The sequence below is a fragment of the Paenibacillus dendritiformis genome, assembly GCF_945605565.1.
Taxonomy (GTDB): Bacteria; Bacillota; Bacilli; order Paenibacillales; family Paenibacillaceae; genus Paenibacillus_B; species Paenibacillus_B dendritiformis_A.
Genome location: NZ_OX216966.1, coordinates 3,131,275 through 3,147,653 on the forward strand (window position 1 = coordinate 3,131,275; position 16,379 = coordinate 3,147,653).

Here is a 16,379-nt window from a genome sequence, read left to right on the forward strand (position 1 = left end):
CATTTATTGATTCTTTGGTCCTAGCCGATGAATAATAGACAGGAGGTTGAGCTTCGGTGGAATATCAATTTCATGCCACGACTATCTGCGCCGTAAGACATAACGGGCAGGCCGCCATTGCGGGAGACGGTCAAGTAACCTTTGGGAACAACATGATTATGAAGCAGCATGCGCGCAAGGTGCGGCGTCTGTACCGCGGCCAGGTGCTGGCGGGATTCGCCGGATCGGTCGCGGATGCGATTACGCTGTTCGAGAAGTTCGAGGGCAAGCTGGAGGAGCATCATGGCAACCTGCAGCGGGCGGCTGTCGAATTGGCGAAGGATTGGCGCCAGGATAAGGTGCTTCGCAAGCTGGAGGCGCTGATGATTGTAATGGATGCGCAGCATGTGCTGCTTATTTCGGGCGGCGGAGAAATTATCGAGCCGGATGACGAAGTGATCGCCATCGGCTCCGGCGGATCGTTCGCGCTGGCGGCGGCCCGTGCCCTTAAGCGGCATTCGACGCATCTCACCGCGCGTGAAATGGCTGAAGCCGCCCTGCATATTGCGGCAGAAATTTGCGTATTTACGAATGATAATCTAGTTGTCGAAGAGCTGTAACGGAGCAAGGGAGCAACGATAGAACGGGTGGAGGGATAAGATGAATCAACAAGCATGGACACCACGGCAGATAGTTACGGAACTGGATAAGTATATCGTCGGACAGAAAATGGCCAAACGGGCCGTCGCTGTCGCGCTTCGCAACCGCTACCGGCGCAGCCTGCTGGATGAGTCGATCCAGGATGAGATCGTCCCTAAAAACATTCTTATGATCGGACCGACGGGCGTAGGGAAGACCGAGATTGCGCGCCGTCTGGCGAAGCTCGTCAATGCTCCGTTCGTGAAGGTGGAAGCGACCAAATTTACGGAAGTGGGCTATGTCGGACGCGATGTCGAATCGATGGTCCGCGACCTGGTGGAGACGGCCATTCGCATGGTTAAGCTGGAGCGCACGGAGAAAGTCAAAGATAAAGCGGAAGAGATGGCGAATGAGCGAATCGTTGAAATATTGGCCCCAAGCTCCAAAGAAAGCAAATCGCAGCGCAATCCGTTCGAAATGCTGTTCGGGCAAAACCAGTCCAATGCGCAGCAGGCGGAGAAGGAGCCAGATCCCGGATTGCAGGAAAAGCGGAGAAAGGTGCGGTTCGACCTGTTGTCAGGCAATCTGGAGAACGATACGATCGAGATCGACGTCGAAGACGCTGCGCCGAACATGCTCGATTTCCTGTCAGGCCCTGGCAATGAGCAGATGGGCATGAATATGCAGGAAATGTTCGGCAGCCTCATTCCGAAGCGGATGAAGAAGCGCAAGCTCACGATCAAGGAAGCAAGGAAGGTGTTGACGCAGGAAGAGGCGGCGAAGCTCATCGACATGGATGACGTCATTCAGGAATCGATACGCCGTGCCGAGCAGTCGGGCATTATCTTTATCGATGAGATAGACAAGATTGCCTCCAGCGGGCGCGGAACGGGGCCTGACGTGTCCCGTGAGGGCGTTCAGCGCGATATTTTGCCGATTGTAGAGGGTTCCACTATCATGACCAAGTATGGGCCTGTGAAGACAGACTACGTGCTTTTCATTTCTGCTGGAGCGTTCCATATCGCGAAGCCGTCCGATCTCATTCCCGAGCTGCAGGGACGTTTCCCGATTCGTGTCGAATTAACCAGCTTGTCGCTGAACGATTTTGTCTCGATCCTGACGGAACCGAAGAATGCGATTACGAAGCAGTATGTCGAATTGTTGAAGACGGAAAATATCCAGATTGAATTCACCGATGATGCGATACGGGAAATTGCCCGCATTGCGGCCGATGTCAATCAAAACACCGAAAATATCGGAGCCCGGCGCCTGCATACGATTATGGAGAAGCTGCTGGAGGATCTGTCGTTCGAAGCGCCGGAGCTGACGCTCGATCAATTCCGGATTACGCCCGAGTATGTGCGAGAAAAACTGTCCGATATCGCGCAAAACCGGGACCTGAGTCAATATATCCTATAAAAATCATGCGAAATTTCCCCTTTTTGGGACTGCTCCCAACGAGGGGATCCATTCGACAAAGTATTTGAAAAAAAGCCCTGACTTTTAGTCCAAAGATAGGGCTTTTTTCTTATTGTGTTATAACCCAAAGTTTAAGATGATAAGTATGGCGTTAATTATCTTCTTCTGTCAAAAAATGATGATTACTCAACATTTTTATTGAATAATCAGCTAGATTTATTGGATTATGGAAATCCCCTCCCATAGTTCGACACGATCATGCAAAAGAACTAAGTTTTTTGTCGAAAGAGAAGGAGAAACGTCGCAAGCAGAGAATATGTGTTTATATGTGAATTTTTAACTAATCAGGAGGGATGATTGTGAACTTGTTGAGCGGCGTACATATGCAACGGCTGGAGGGCGCGATGCAAGCTTCCACGGCTCGACAGAATGTGATCAACGCGAACGTGGCGAATGTCGATACGCCGTACTATAAACGCTCCGAAGTGCAGTTCGAGTCGCTGCTTCGTGATCAGATGACCGGTGGGACTCTTGTCGGCCGCCGCACTGATCCGCGGCATTTCTATATCGGACCTTCGAACGGGGTGCCGGCTCCGCAAGTCGTGCAGGATGAGAGCACGGCGATGGGGAACAACCGCAACAATGTCGACATTGACCGGGAAATGGCGCTTCAGGCCGAAAATCAATTGAAATATTATACGCTTATTCAACATTTGAACCATAATATCAACATGCTTCGAACCGGTATGGATGTAAGGAGGTAACGGTAACGTATGAATATTTCTAACAGCTTCAACATTAGCTCGTCCGGACTCACGGCCCAGCGCCTGAGAATGGACGTCATCTCCTCGAATATCGCGAATATGGAATCGACACGGGCGCAATACGTCAACGGGAAGTTCGTACCGTATACGCGCAAGGTTGTCGTCATGTCCCCGACGGAGTCATCCTTCCAGCACTCCTTGCAACAAGCGATGCAGGGCCAACGCAGTGCCGGGGGAGTCAAGGTGGCCCAGATTAAGGAAGATACCTCAACACCGTATAAAATCGTCTACAATCCGTCCCACCCGGACGCGGACGAGCAAGGAAATGTCTACATGCCAAATGTCGACATCATGAAGGAAGTTGTCGACATGATCTCTGCCACCCGCTCGTACGAAGCGAACGTAACAGCGCTGAATGCGTCCAAATCCATGATTATGAAGGCATTGGAGATTGGCAAAGGCTAGACCAAGCCTGCTTGCTAACAAGAGCCGTTCATTGCCACAGGGGGAAAACAAATGATACAAAATACGATGATTCCATTGAGCATGACATCTCCGGCGACATTACCGGCGGCGATATCTCCAGCGGCCAAAGCCGACACACCGGCTGAAGTGACCAAGGCATTCAGTCATTTTCTTACGAATGCACTTCAGCAAGTTGATGCACAAGAGAAGCAAGTCCATGAGATGGGCGACAAGTTTATACTGGGCGAAGTTGATGTCGATCAGCTTCAAATTGCCTCCGAACGTGCGCTGCTCAGCCTGCAATTGACGACCCAAATACGCAACAAGGTCATCGAAGCGTATCAAGATATTATGCGCATGCAAATGTAACAGCGGTAGTGTCTTACATCGTTCTGGAGGGTGACGTGAAGTGAATGAAACCATTGGCCGGTATCGGGAACGAATAACCCAATACTGGAATCAATTCAGTAAAAAGCAAAAAATTCTTCTGCTGTCCACAATCGCATTTGTAATCTTGGCTGTTGTCATTTTAACGGCACAGCTGACAAAAACAGAGTATGAGCTTGCTTTTGAAAATCTTAATGCCAATGATGCTTCCGGCATCATTGAATATTTGAATTCGAACCGCATCCCGTACGAGCTCAGCGGCGACGGCAGCAAAATATCCGTTCCTAGCGCATCGGCGGCAAAAGTTAAGGTCGACATCGGAGCCCAGGGCATCGTCAAGAACGGTTCGATTGGCTTCGAATCGTTCGGCGCCGACGGACTGATGGGCGGAATGACGGACAACGTATTCGATGTTCGCTACAAGAACGCCCTGAACGGCGAAATCGAAAGATTGCTGCGTCTAATGAACGGTGTGCAAGACGCTAAGGCCATTATTAATCTCCCGAAGGAGACGGTCTTCGCAACACCGGAGCAGGAACAGGCGTCGGCTTCTATTGTGCTGAAATTTAAGCCTGGATACCAGCCGAATCAGGCGGCGGTTGACGGATACTTCAATCTGGTCAAGACCGCAGTTCCCAACTTGGCGGTTGACGACATCACCATCTCGAGCGATGAAGGGCCCATGTTCGCTTCCGACTCGCAAGGCGGCGCGTCCAAGAGCATCTTCGGCGAGGTGGATGAGCAGCTCAAAATTCAGCGCAAGTATGAGAATGATATCCGCATGAAAATACAAGAATTCCTTGGCGCCTATGTGCCGGCGGACAAAGTGAGCGTACTGGTGTCCGCAAAGCTGAATTTCGATAAAGTTCAAAAACAGGAAGATCTTGTCACTCCGGTTAATACGGAGGAGATGAAAGGTATCGAAATCAGCGTCCAGGAGCTGCAGGAATCCTACAGCGGCAAAGGCGCGCAAACCGGCGGCGTCGCAGGCGTCGGAGACGGCGAAGTGCCGAACTATCCTTCCGCTTCGGGAAGCGGGGATACCAACTCTGAGAAAAGCCAACGGACGATTAATTATGATGTGAACCGCATCAAAAATCTGATTGAGTCCAGTCCGTATGCCGTGAAAGATCTGACCATACACGCAGCGGTTGACGCGAACAATATGGAGCCTGCCCAAATCGATGCGATTGAAAAGGTGCTTCGTTCGATCGTCGCTGCGCAGTTAAAAGATTCAGGCGCTACATATACAGACGAAGAATTGACACAAAAAGTTTCAGTTATGACCCAAAATGGTGCTAAAGATGGGGGAACAGCCACTGCAAGCACGGTTCCGAACTGGGTATGGTATGGCGCGGGTGCGCTTGCATTACTAGTTGTCGTAGGCGGAATTGCCTATGCGGTCGTTCGCCGCCGCAGACGAGCGGAAGAAGTCTATGCGGACGAACTGTCTCCGTTGCCTACTCATGTTGAGCTTCCATCCATTGATTTAGAGAATCTGACAGGCGAGCATCAGGTGCGCAAGCAATTGGAAATGCTGGCGAAGAAAAAGCCGGAAGAGTTTGTGAAATTGCTGCGTACATGGCTTGTTGACGAATCGAGGTGAGCAACGTGACAAAAGGAAGCGGAGCATTGACCGGCAGACAGAAAGCAGCGATTTTGCTCATCACGCTCGGACCTGAGGTGTCAGCCCAAATCTTTAAGCACTTGCGGGATGAGGAAATCGAACAATTAACATTAGAAATTGCGAATGTGCGCAAGGTGGATGCGGCGGAAAAAGAGTCGGTCATGAGCGAGTTCCACCAGATCTGCCTGGCGCAGGAGTACATATCCCAGGGCGGCATCAGTTACGCCAAGGAGATTCTCGAGAAGGCGTTGGGCTCGCAGAAGGCGGTCGATATTATCAACCGCCTGACCGCAACGCTGCAGGTCAGACCATTTGACTTTGCGCGCAAGGCGGAAGCGTCGCAGATTTTCAACTTTATTCAGAATGAAAATGCCCAAACCATCGCCCTCGTGCTCTCTTATCTGCAGACGGAGCAGGCATCGACGATCCTGTCTTCCCTTCCGCAGGAGAAGCAGGCCGAGGTGGCGCGGAGAGTCGCCTTGATGGACAGCACGTCCCCGGAAGTGATCAGCCAGGTCGAGCACGTGCTGGAACAGAAGCTGTCGTCGACCGTGACGCAGGATTATACAAGCGCGGGCGGAATCGAGTCGGTCGTCAAGATTTTGAACGGCGTCGACCGCGGAACCGAACGCACGATTCTGGATTCCCTGGAGATTCAGGATCCGGAGCTGGCGGAAGAGATCAAGAAGAGAATGTTTGTATTCGAAGATATCGTCAATATCGACAACCGCTCTATCCAACGCATCATTCGGGATATTGACAATGCCGACCTGCAGCTTGCGCTCAAAGTGGCAAGCGAGGAAGTGCGCGAAGCGATCTTCCGCAACATGTCCAAGCGGATGGCCGATACATTCAAGGAAGAAATGGAATTTATGGGACCGGTTCGGCTGCGCGACGTGGAAGAGGCGCAGACGCGGATCGTGTCGACGATTCGCCGCTTAGAAGAGTCGGGTGAGATTATCATCGCACGCGGCGGAGGAGATGATATCGTTGTCTAATGTCATCAAATCGACTCAATATGTTCCGCTGGAGCAGATGAGATTGATTGAAGCGGTGCGGCGTCATCAGCAGCAGCGGGTCGAGGAGGAGGCTGCGGCAGCGCCGGAGCCGTTGACCCGGGAGACTCTGCTGAACCAGGATGAACAGCTGGCCGAGCTGAGGCAGTCGATTCTCGATGATGCGCAATCGTTCGCCGAGGAGCATCTTCGGCAAGCGACCGAAGAGGCGGAGCGGATGAAGGAAGAAGCGCAGAGTCAGATAGAAGCATGGTGGGAAGAACGGCGCCAGCAGGACGAGCAGCTGATCGAATCTACCCGGAGCGAGAGCTATGAGACCGGATATCGGGAAGGCATGGAGCGCGCGGAGCAGGAGATTAAGGAAGCGTACGAGCGCAAAATCGCGGAAGCCGAGGCAGTGTTGCGCCAAGCCTATCAGGCGAAGGAGCAGTTAATCCAGGAGGCGGAGCCGTTCGTTGTCTCTCTCAGCTGTACGGTCGCGGAGAAGATCATTCAGAAGCAGCTGACCGTCGAACCCGAGATTGTGCTGGAACTGGCCCGCAAGACGCTGTCCCGTAAGCGGGAAAGCGGAACGATTACGCTATGTGTCTCACCTGAGCAGTTCGCCTATGTGCATGCGGCGAGGGAAGAACTCAGTCTGGCGGTCGATTCGCAGGCAGAACTGCAAATTATCCCGGACTCCAGCGTGAACGACGGGGGCTGCGTCGTCCGGTCTGCGCTCGGCAGCATCGATGCGCGGATTGACACGCAGTTGACGGAGATCAAAAAAGCGCTAATGCAGGTAGCGATGCAGCATGAGGAGCAGAGTGGCCATGACGCATGAGGTGAAATGGAACGCGGAGAAATATGTCGACTACTTGTCCCAGATCGACCCGGTCCGCGTCAATGGCAAAGTGACACAGGTCATCGGTCTGACGGTGGAGTCGGAAGGCCCTGACGCGAGCGTAGGAGAAGTCTGCTACATATACCCGACCAAGGGGAGCAAGCCGCTCATGGCGGAAGTTGTCGGATTCCGCGACAACAAGGTGCTCCTGATGCCGCTCGGCGAGCTGCAGGCGATAGGTCCGGGCTGTGATGTCGTGGGCACCGGGAAACCGTTGACCGTTCCGGTCGGTTCGGAGCTGCTCGGCAAAGTGCTGGACGGGTTGGGACAGCCTCTCGACGGATCTTTCCTCCCGACAAGGATGTCCAGCTATTCGACGACGGCGGTTCCGTCCAACCCGCTGGCCCGGCCGCGGGTGCTGGATCCGATCGGCGTCGGCGTACGGGCGATTGACGGCCTGCTGACGATCGGGAACGGGCAGCGCGTCGGCATATTCGCCGGCTCCGGGGTAGGGAAGAGTACCCTGCTCGGCATGATAGCGCGCAATACGGCGGCTGATGTGAACGTGATTGCCCTCATCGGCGAGCGCGGCCGCGAAGTGCTCGAGTTCATCGAGCGCGATCTCGGTCCGGAAGGGCTGGCGCGGTCGGTCGTTGTCGTCGCGACTTCAGATCAGCCGGCGCTGGTCCGCATCAAGGGGGCGCTGATCGCGACCACGATTGCGGAATATTTCCGGGACCGCGGCATGAACGTGATGCTCATGATGGATTCGGTGACCCGTTACGCGATGGCGATGCGTGAAGTCGGACTGGCGATCGGCGAGCCTCCTGCGACCCGAGGATATACGCCTTCCGTCTTCGCCAGCCTGCCGAAGCTGCTGGAGCGCTCCGGAACAGGCCCGTCCGGCTCGATTACGGCCTTCTATACGGTGCTCGTCGATGGAGACGACATGAACGAGCCGATTGCCGATGCCGTACGCGGGATTTTGGATGGTCATATCGTCCTGAACCGGAATATCGCGAACAAGGGGCATTTTCCCGCGATCGATATTCTTGCCAGCGTGAGCCGGGTGATGAAGGACATCGTGCCCCGCGATCATCAATTGGCAGCAGAGCAGCTGAAGCGGCTTCTCGCAGTGTACCGTGAATCTGAGGATTTGATTAATATCGGCGCATATCAGCGGGGAAGCAACCCCGCCATAGACGAAGCACTTGAATTTATAGATGACATTCATGCGTTTACGAAGCAGAGAATCGATGAAAGTGCTCCTTACAACGAGACGATTGAACGATTATTAATGCAATTTCCAGGAGGATGAGTGACCGGTGCGTGGCTTTCAATACGCTTTGCAAAAAGTGCTTGACTTGAAGACCAATGAGAAAAAGCAGGCGGAATGGATATTGTCGGAAGCAATGGGAGATCTGATGACGAAGGAGAGCCAGCTTCAGCAGTGCACGGCAGATCTCCTGCACGCTCGCGAAGAACTCCAGCGCCAGGTAGATGCTCGCGCATCCGCATCCAGCCTTCAGGTCTGGCAGCAATATATCGCCTATATGGAATCGCAGGTTGACCTGGCGAACGAGCGGGTCAACGCCGCAGAAGCCAATGTTCAGAACAAGCAGGGCGAGCTGGCCATACGGATGACCGACGAAAAAGTGTGGACCAAGGCCAGGGAAAAGGCGGAAGTGCAATTCAAACAGCGACTGGCTACGTGGGAACAGAACGAATTGGACGAACTGGCGACCGTTCGCTACCATATGGCAGCCCGCTAGGAGAAATGTCAGGTGCGGCAGTTCGGTCCCGCCGCTTCAGCAGGAGGGATGAGAGTGGCAGAGATGAATCAGGAATCAGTAGAAAAGGAAAGTGGATATTCGGGCTTTGAACGGTTTTTGTTCTTTGCGACCCCAATTTTGTTTACGATCATTTTGTTAGCCGTGCTGCTCACGCTGTTCAATGCGAATTGGCGCAATCAGATGATAGCCTTGGCGGAAAATATCCCGATCGTAAATCAATGGATTTCTTCCGATAAGGATAAAGCCGAGGGCAAAGAACCCGGCAAAGCGAAGAAAGAGAACAAAAACATTCAAAAGGAACAGGAAGAGCAGATTGCCGAACTGAAGGCGCTGTTGGCTTCCAAGGACGCTGACCTCCGCAATTTGGCCGATGCACGCAAGACGCTCGAGGAGCAGGTCGCGAATCTGAATAAGGAAATCAAGGATTTGCGGGCCGAACGGCACGAAGAACAGGTGACGGAAGAGCAGTATGCGCAGCAGGTGAAGGATCTGGCGAATCTGTACGCCAAGATGATGCCGAGCAAATCGGCTCCGATTCTGGAGAACTTGGCGACGGAGGAGCTCGTTCTTGTGCTGGATGCGATGAAGCAGGAGGATCGCGCGAAGATACTGGAAAAGATGAATCCGAAGGTGGCCGCTGACGCGTCGATCCGGCTCAAGGATGTGAAGCCGGCGGACAACCTGGAGGTCCGGGCGCTGCAGGCGCGCCTCAAAAAGAATGAAGCGTCGAAGGAAGCCCACAATGGACTTGATCGGACGCAGCTCAGTCAGACCTTCGCGAGCATGACGCCGAAGAGCGCGGCCAGCATTTTGCTGGAAACGGCGAAAATCAGTCCGGAGAAGGCGCTCAACGTGCTGAATACGGTAGATGACGCGACCCGCTCCCGCCTGCTGAATGCGATGACGGAGGAGGACAAGGAAGCGACAGCCAAGCTCGTGTCGAAGCTGCTTCCAAGCAAATGACAGACTACAAGAACGCTTGAAAGGAGGTGAAAAAAATGGCAGGAACAATCATGAATATTTCAGCCGGAAGCGCAGCTCCGGTGATGGGCGGCACGCAGGCCAAGGCAGGAGCGGCCGATGGCGGATCCGGATTCTGGACCGTGCTCTCGCAATGCATGGATACATCGGGCGAGGCGTCGGCATGGCCGGGCGGCTTGGCTTCGCTGTTCAACCTTGGCGAAGGCACGGGCAGTATGCCAGCCTTGCCGGAGGGAGCGGCCGAGGCTGCTGAAGCATTGATTCAACCGCTGCTGGATTCGTTGCAGTCGGCGGATGATGAATTGGAGAGCAATCCGGAGCTGTTCGCCGCGCTGCAGCAATGGGTGGTGCAAGCCCAGCAGTGGCTGAACGGACAGCAGCCGAATGCGGAGCATTCTGATGCATCGGCACAGAGCCCGTCCGTCCTGATCGAGCAGCCGTCCACGATTACGATCGCGGTGCGGGATGTGCTCGCTCAACTGGCCGGTCTGCTGGAAGCGAAGCAAGCGGATGCCCCGATGATGGCGCAGCTTGCCGGGAACGGACAAGCGGCGGCCGTGTTGGAGACGGCGGCGGCCGTGCAGAGCCAGACGCAAGCGACGTCCGAACGGCAGGCGCAAGGCGCAGGCTCGGAGCTTCCCCATGCGGCAGCAAGCGCCAAGGGGGAACAGGCACAGCCCGCCGAAGCGATACGATGGATGGCCCGGCTCGCTGACATGCTGAAGCAGGAAGGCGCGGCCAACGCCCCAGCGGCTCCTGCAGCGGCCAATGCGGCGCGGGCAGCAGCGGCGCAAGCCCAGTCTGTGGCGCAGGCGGAGATCATGCCGGCAGCATCGGCTGGAGCGAAGCCGGCGTCAGAAGCGGCGAGCGGCCCAGACCACGCACAGCCTGAGCCGCAGCTTGGACAAGTCATGCAGGCAGGACAGTGGGCGCTGCGCCAGGAAGGCCTCAACTCGACGAAGCCGCTGCCCGTCATTCATGCGGACCGATTCGCGGATGAGATGGCCGGCTTCATGGTGAAGCAGCTGCGATTCAGCCGGATCGGAACGATGTCGGAAGCGAAGATTTCTCTGTACCCCGAGCATCTGGGACAGGTAGAGATTCGACTGACGATTCAGAACGGCCAATTGACGGCCCGCTTCTTGACCGAGCATCTGATGGCGAAGGATATGCTGGAACAGCAGATGTCCATGCTGCGCGGCGCACTGCAATCCCAGGGAATTCAAGTGGAGAAGATCGAAGTATCTCAGCAATCTTCGAATGCATTGAATTCTTCCCTCTTCCAGGAGGAACGGAGACAGCAGGATACCCACCGTCAGCAATCGTCGGAACGGGGGTCAAAGCAGGGCAAGCCGGTGACTTTGGATGAGCTTGCCGGGGCTTTGGAGACCGAAGAGGAACTGCGGGCAGCGCAGCTGCTTGGGGGGAATTCCACCTTCAGCGCAAGCGTGTAAGTAAATGGTAGATAACAATCAGGGAGGTTGCGGCCATGGCATCAGATGCAGCAGTCGGCAAAGTCGTCACCTGGCCGAACTACAGCAAGGAGAATGTGGCGCAGGCCAGCAAGAAGGACGGTCAGACGCTAGGAAAAGATGAATTTTTGAAAATTTTGATTACTCAGCTGCAAAATCAGGATCCGATGCAGCCGATGCAGGACCGGGACTTCATCGCGCAGATGGCCCAATTCAGCTCCGTCGAGCAGCTGATGAACATCCAGACCCAGCTCGGAAGCCTGCACCAGGCGCTCGGCATGTCTTCCAGCCTTATCGGCAAAGAGATTACATGGTACGGCAAGTCCGAAGATAAGGAATATAAGGTGGGGAAAGACGGTCAGGATGACACGAATCCGATACTGAGAACGGGCATCGTCGAGTCGATGATTATCCGCGATGGCGTGTCTTACGCGAAGGTCGGGAAGGATGAAGTCGATTTGAGCACGATCGCGGAAATTCGCGAACCGGGAGAAGCGCCTGGCACGGAAGAGCCGGAACAACCTGAACAACCGGAGCAGCCTGGATCTGAGTCGCCTGGGGAAGAGTCTCCTGCACCAGGATCGGAAGGCCAGTCATGAATATCGGAGGCCCATTTGGGCATTTAGGCCCAACCGCGCCGATACAGGCCGTCCAGCAGCCTGAACGGCTGAAGCCGGCCCGGCAGAGCGAGAGCAAGGCAAGCTTCCAGCAGCTCTTTCAACAGGAGCTGCAGCGCACGAACGACGTCCGCTTCAGCCATCATGCGAGGACCCGCATGACAGAGCGCGGCATGAACCTGACCCCGGAGCTCGTGGCCAAGATGAATCAGGCGATGAATCAGGCCGAGGAGAAGGGGGCACGGCAATCGCTCGTCATTATGAACAACCAGGCCTTCATCGTCAATGTGCCGTCCCGTACCGTCATTACGGCTTTGGATGAAGCGACACGGCAGAATCATGTTTTTACGCAGATCGACAGCGCCATTCTCCTCAATGATTGAGGCATGGCGAATCTAGAGGCTGGACCGCAAGGGAGCCTCGGCTCATGGAACGACCGAAGTGAGCCCTTTCTTTAGAGGATGTACCATTAAGACATTGGAGGTAATACGATGATTCGATCGATGTATTCCGGCGTATCCGGCATGCGCGGTTTTCAGACGAAACTGGACGTCATTGGCAACAACATTGCCAACGTCAATACCGTTGGCTTCAAAGGCAGCCGCGTCATGTTCAAGGACATTATGAGCCAGACGATAGACGGCACGACAGCGCCGAACGATAACTCCGGCGGGGTGAACGCCAAGCAGATCGGGCTCGGCGTCTCCCTCGCTTCCATCGATACCGTGCATACGCCGGGAAGTGCGATGACGACGAACCGTCCGCTCGACTTGCGTATCGACGGCGACGGCTTCTTCGCTGTCTCGTTAGGCGATGATCAGGACGTTCCGTTCCTGACGCGCGCAGGCGACTTCCATCTGGATGCGAACCGGCAGCTGGTCACCTCGGACGGCTTGTATGTGCTCGATTCCGGCGGCGGGGTTATCGAACTGGGTGATGATGTTGTCGCCTTCTCTATCTCGCAGACCGGCGAGATCATCGCGAAGATGGATGACGGATCGACTGAACCGACAGGCACGCAGCTTGGCATGGTCAAGGTCGTTAACCCGGAAGGTCTTGAGAAAATCGGGGGCAATCTGTACCGCCTAACCCCGAACGCGGTCGAGGGTGACGGCGATGTCGAGCTCGTCACCGCGAATGACCCGGAGGCAGGCACCGGCGCGATTATCGCTGGCCAGCTTGAAATGTCGAACGTCGACCTGACGGGCGAATTCACCGAAATGATCGTGGCCCAGCGCGGCTTCCAGGCGAACTCGCGCATCATTACGACATCCGATGAAGTGCTGCAGGAAGTCGTCAATCTGAAGCGATAATACGGCAGTAATCCGTTCCAAGCCCTGATGCCGCGCCGGTGAACGGCCGGCATCGGGGCCTGGAATGAAGAGGCAAAGGAGGATTTGGATGATATCCGTCACGCGATTGAACGGTTCTCCCATGTGGGTGAACGCCCTTCTCATCGAGACCGTGGAAGAGACGCCGGACACCTACATCACATTGACGACGGGGAAGAAGTTCATCGTACTGGAGAAGGGGCCGGAAGTGATTGAACGGATCGAACAATATGTTCGTTCCGTCGGTATCATCGCCGGAACGAAGAAGACAGAACCATCGGAGGGACAACCATGAAACGAATGATGCCGTGGATGATCACACTCCTGCTTGCGCTGACCCTGATCGCCCTTGTCGTGATTATGATGATTAATACGAATGGCAAGGGCAATGCGCCTGGAGCACAGCAAGTGCAGACTGTAAGATTATCGGCCGATGAAATCGTCGAGATGACGTCAACGATGACAGACATCAAAACGAATCTGGCAGATCGCAACTATATCGTACTGACCGGCTTCGCGTTCCAAATGGACACAAAGAAGACAAAAGAACAGTTCGATAAGATCAAAGATGTTCGCATCAAGCCTCTCATTCTCAGAACCTTGGCTGATATGAAACCGGAAGACTTGCAAGGTATGAAGGGTCAGGATCAGCTGTGTGCCAAGTTGCTCGAACTGATTAATAAGCAATTGCCGGAAGGCAAGGTCGTTCAAGTGGACTTGACGGACTTTATACTTTCGCCGATTTGACGGCAGATTGACACACATGTTCAGCTGATTCCTGTAAGGGGGTGAAACGATTGGTAGACGTGCTATCGCAGAACGAGATTGACGCATTGCTCGCGGCGCTGTCCTCGGGGGAAATGGATGCGGAAGAGCTAAAAAAAGAGGAAACACAGCGTAAGATCCGTTCGTACGATTTCAAGCGTGCCGTTCGTTTTTCTAAAGACCACATTCGAAGTTTGACACGCATCCATGAAAATTTCGCCAGATTTTTGACGACATATTTTTCCGCGCAATTGCGCACTTTTGTGCAAATCAATGTCGTCCAGGTCGAGCAGTTGCCGTATGACGAGTTCATCCGCTCGATTCCGAAAATGACCATATTGAATATTTTTGAGGCCGAGCCGCTCAAAGGCCGGATGGTTCTCGAGGTCAACCCGAACGTTGCTTATGCCATGCTTGACCGCATGCTGGGCGGCGCCGGAGTAGCGCCTTCGAAGATCAACGTGCTGACCGAGATCGAGACGACGGTGATGGAGCGCATTTTCAGCCGGGCATTCGAGAGCCTGCAGGAGGCGTGGAAGAGCGTGCTCGATATCCGGCCGCGGCTGGAAGCACTCGAGACGAATCCTCAATTTATGCAAATTGTCTCCCCGAACGAGACGATAGCGCTCATTTCATTGAGCACCAAAATCGGGGACACGACGGGGATGATCAACTTATGTATCCCTCATGTCGTCATCGAGCCGATTATGCCGAAGCTGTCTGTGCATCATTGGTTCGTATCTGAGAAAAAAACGCGGGAACCGATTGAGATCGAAAAATTGCGCCAACGGGTTAGTAAAGCGAAGCTTCCGATCGCCGTTGAACTTGGCACATCACAGATTTCGGTACAGGAGTTGATGCAGTTATCAATCGGCGATGTCATCGCCTTGAACAAGCCGGTTGACAGCGGTTTGACGATTCGGGTTGGTGACCGCATGAAATATATTGGCACGCCGGGTGTAGTCAAGGATCGCGTAGCGGTACAAATCGAGCAAGTCGTGGAAGAAGGAGTGGAAGAGCATGACGAGTAAAGATTACTTGTCGCAGGAGGAAATTGACGCCCTGTTGAAAAAATCGAGCGGCGATTCGTCGGAAGGCGAAGCGGAGTCCCCTTCAATCGATTCCTATTTGGATCCGATCGAAGTCGATGCCCTTGGTGAGATTGGCAATATTACGTTTGGCAGTGCGGCTACGGCGCTATCCACCCTGCTGGGCAAAAAGGTGGACATTACGACACCTCGCATCAAGCTGCTGAAGCGCGAGAATCTGGAGGAGGAATTCCCGAAGCCGCATGTCGCGGTGCACGTGCAGTATGTTGAAGGCTTCGAAGGGGTCAACTCCCTCGTCATCAAGACGTCGGATGCGCAGGTCATCGCGGATTTGATGCTTGGCGGCGACGGCACGAACCTGAGCGGCGAGCTGAACGAAATTCACGTCAGCGCCGTGCAGGAAGCGATGAACCAGATGATGGGCTCGTCCGCGACGTCCATGTCCACGATTTTTAACCGGTTGGTGAACATTTCTCCGCCCGGCATCGGCATCTTGAATATGTCGGATGGACAGGGACTTGACACGCTGCCGGACGCGAATGTGCTGGTCAAAATTTCATTCCGCCTTACGATCGGCGATTTGATCGATTCGACGATAATGCAAATCTTGACGGTGCCGTTCGCGAAGGACATGGTCCGCATTTTGATGGGAACGGCGGAATCGATGTCGACAGGAGCGGAGACCGCGCCGGAGGCTCCTGCGGCGGAAGAAGCGCCATATGCGCCGCCGGCTCAGCAAGCCGCTCAGCAGCCTATGGCGGGTATCGAGCAGCAGCCGATGCCGGGAGGACAAGCGCCTCAGCAGCCATACGGACAGCCTTACGCGCAGCCTCCGTACGGAGCCCAGCCGATGCCGGCAGCTCACCTGGATCCGCAGAGCGGAGCGGCTTCCGCATTCGGCAATGTGCCGAACCGGAGCGTCAATGTCCAGCCGGTGCAATTTGCGAATTTTCAACCCGGATCCTATGCGCAACATGATGAATCCAATCTAAATTTATTGTTGGACATCCCGCTCAAAGTCACAGTAGAATTAGGGAGGACACACAAACAGATCAAGGACATTCTAGAGCTCTCTCAAGGTTCCATTATTGAGCTGGACAAGCTGGCTGGCGAACCGGTCGACATTCTGGTCAACAACAAACTCATTGCCAAGGGGGAAGTTGTCGTCATTGACGAGAATTTTGGCGTTCGTGTCACCGATATTATCAACCAGTGGGATCGAATTCAAAAACTACAATAAGATTTAGGGAGG

At 54.5% G+C, this 16,379-nt stretch carries 19 protein-coding genes; all 19 read left to right on the plus strand.

Annotated elements, in window-relative coordinates:
* Window positions 1-56 precede the first annotated feature (56 nt).
* Entirely contained in the window at window positions 57-599 is a 543-nt protein-coding gene (gene hslV / locus NNL35_RS13620; RefSeq protein WP_111155435.1) for an ATP-dependent protease subunit HslV, read from the plus strand.
* Between the two features lie 40 nt (window positions 600-639).
* A complete protein-coding gene (gene hslU, locus NNL35_RS13625; protein WP_254553457.1) occupies window positions 640-2,037 on the plus strand; it encodes an ATP-dependent protease ATPase subunit HslU in 1,398 nt (465 codons plus the stop codon).
* 359 nt (window positions 2,038-2,396) lie between these two features.
* Window positions 2,397-2,801: a flagellar basal body rod protein FlgB gene (gene flgB, locus NNL35_RS13630; protein WP_133380641.1), complete on the plus strand. Its 405-nt coding sequence runs from the start codon at window positions 2,397-2,399 to the stop codon at window positions 2,799-2,801.
* A 9-nt stretch (window positions 2,802-2,810) separates the two neighbouring features.
* A complete protein-coding gene (flgC, locus tag NNL35_RS13635; protein WP_254553458.1) occupies window positions 2,811-3,266 on the plus strand; it encodes a flagellar basal body rod protein FlgC in 456 nt (151 codons plus the stop codon).
* A 51-nt stretch (window positions 3,267-3,317) separates the two neighbouring features.
* A complete protein-coding gene (gene fliE, locus NNL35_RS13640; protein ID WP_111155432.1) occupies window positions 3,318-3,635 on the plus strand; it encodes a flagellar hook-basal body complex protein FliE in 318 nt (105 codons plus the stop codon).
* Window positions 3,636-3,675: 40 nt separating this feature from the next.
* Window positions 3,676-5,259: a flagellar basal-body MS-ring/collar protein FliF gene (fliF, locus tag NNL35_RS13645; protein WP_254553459.1), complete on the plus strand. Its 1,584-nt coding sequence runs from the start codon at window positions 3,676-3,678 to the stop codon at window positions 5,257-5,259.
* Between the two features lie 5 nt (window positions 5,260-5,264).
* Window positions 5,265-6,278, plus strand: coding sequence for a flagellar motor switch protein FliG (gene fliG / locus NNL35_RS13650; protein WP_111155430.1), 1,014 nt, complete (start codon window positions 5,265-5,267; stop codon window positions 6,276-6,278).
* A complete protein-coding gene (locus tag NNL35_RS13655) occupies window positions 6,271-7,119 on the plus strand; it encodes a FliH/SctL family protein (RefSeq protein WP_111155429.1) in 849 nt (282 codons plus the stop codon). Before fliG ends, NNL35_RS13655 begins: the two co-directional genes overlap by 8 nt.
* A complete protein-coding gene (gene fliI / locus NNL35_RS13660; RefSeq protein ID WP_111155428.1) occupies window positions 7,109-8,437 on the plus strand; it encodes a flagellar protein export ATPase FliI in 1,329 nt (442 codons plus the stop codon). Before NNL35_RS13655 ends, fliI begins: the two co-directional genes overlap by 11 nt.
* Window positions 8,438-8,444: 7 nt before the next feature.
* A complete protein-coding gene (locus NNL35_RS13665; protein ID WP_111155427.1) occupies window positions 8,445-8,891 on the plus strand; it encodes a flagellar export protein FliJ in 447 nt (148 codons plus the stop codon).
* A gap of 48 nt (window positions 8,892-8,939) precedes the next feature.
* On the plus strand, window positions 8,940-9,875 hold the full coding sequence (locus NNL35_RS13670; RefSeq protein ID WP_254553460.1) for a MotE family protein: 936 nt from the start codon (window positions 8,940-8,942) through the stop codon (window positions 9,873-9,875).
* A 35-nt stretch (window positions 9,876-9,910) separates the two neighbouring features.
* A complete protein-coding gene (locus NNL35_RS13675) occupies window positions 9,911-11,347 on the plus strand; it encodes a flagellar hook-length control protein FliK (RefSeq protein ID WP_254553461.1) in 1,437 nt (478 codons plus the stop codon).
* A 35-nt stretch (window positions 11,348-11,382) separates the two neighbouring features.
* Window positions 11,383-11,964 carry a flagellar hook capping FlgD N-terminal domain-containing protein gene (locus NNL35_RS13680; RefSeq protein WP_254553462.1) on the plus strand — a complete coding sequence of 194 codons (582 nt, stop codon included), beginning with the start codon at window positions 11,383-11,385 and terminating at the stop codon, window positions 11,962-11,964.
* Window positions 11,961-12,365 carry a TIGR02530 family flagellar biosynthesis protein gene (locus NNL35_RS13685; protein ID WP_111155423.1) on the plus strand — a complete coding sequence of 135 codons (405 nt, stop codon included), beginning with the start codon at window positions 11,961-11,963 and terminating at the stop codon, window positions 12,363-12,365. Before NNL35_RS13680 ends, NNL35_RS13685 begins: the two co-directional genes overlap by 4 nt.
* Before the next feature lie 108 nt (window positions 12,366-12,473).
* Window positions 12,474-13,295, plus strand: a complete 822-nt coding sequence (flgG, locus tag NNL35_RS13690; protein WP_111155422.1) for a flagellar basal body rod protein FlgG — start codon at window positions 12,474-12,476, stop codon at window positions 13,293-13,295.
* Window positions 13,296-13,383: 88 nt separating this feature from the next.
* Window positions 13,384-13,608 carry a flagellar FlbD family protein gene (locus tag NNL35_RS13695; protein ID WP_111155421.1) on the plus strand — a complete coding sequence of 75 codons (225 nt, stop codon included), beginning with the start codon at window positions 13,384-13,386 and terminating at the stop codon, window positions 13,606-13,608.
* A complete protein-coding gene (locus tag NNL35_RS13700; RefSeq protein WP_087441435.1) occupies window positions 13,605-14,060 on the plus strand; it encodes a flagellar basal body-associated FliL family protein in 456 nt (151 codons plus the stop codon). Before NNL35_RS13695 ends, NNL35_RS13700 begins: the two co-directional genes overlap by 4 nt.
* 50 nt (window positions 14,061-14,110) lie before the next feature.
* Window positions 14,111-15,109 carry a flagellar motor switch protein FliM gene (fliM, locus tag NNL35_RS13705; RefSeq protein WP_111155420.1) on the plus strand — a complete coding sequence of 333 codons (999 nt, stop codon included), beginning with the start codon at window positions 14,111-14,113 and terminating at the stop codon, window positions 15,107-15,109.
* Window positions 15,099-16,367 (plus strand): flagellar motor switch phosphatase FliY, encoded by a 1,269-nt coding sequence (gene fliY / locus NNL35_RS13710; RefSeq protein WP_111155419.1) that lies wholly within the window; start codon window positions 15,099-15,101, stop codon window positions 16,365-16,367. The genes fliM and fliY overlap by 11 nt, the downstream gene beginning before the upstream one ends.
* The last annotated feature ends 12 nt before the right edge of the window (window positions 16,368-16,379 follow it).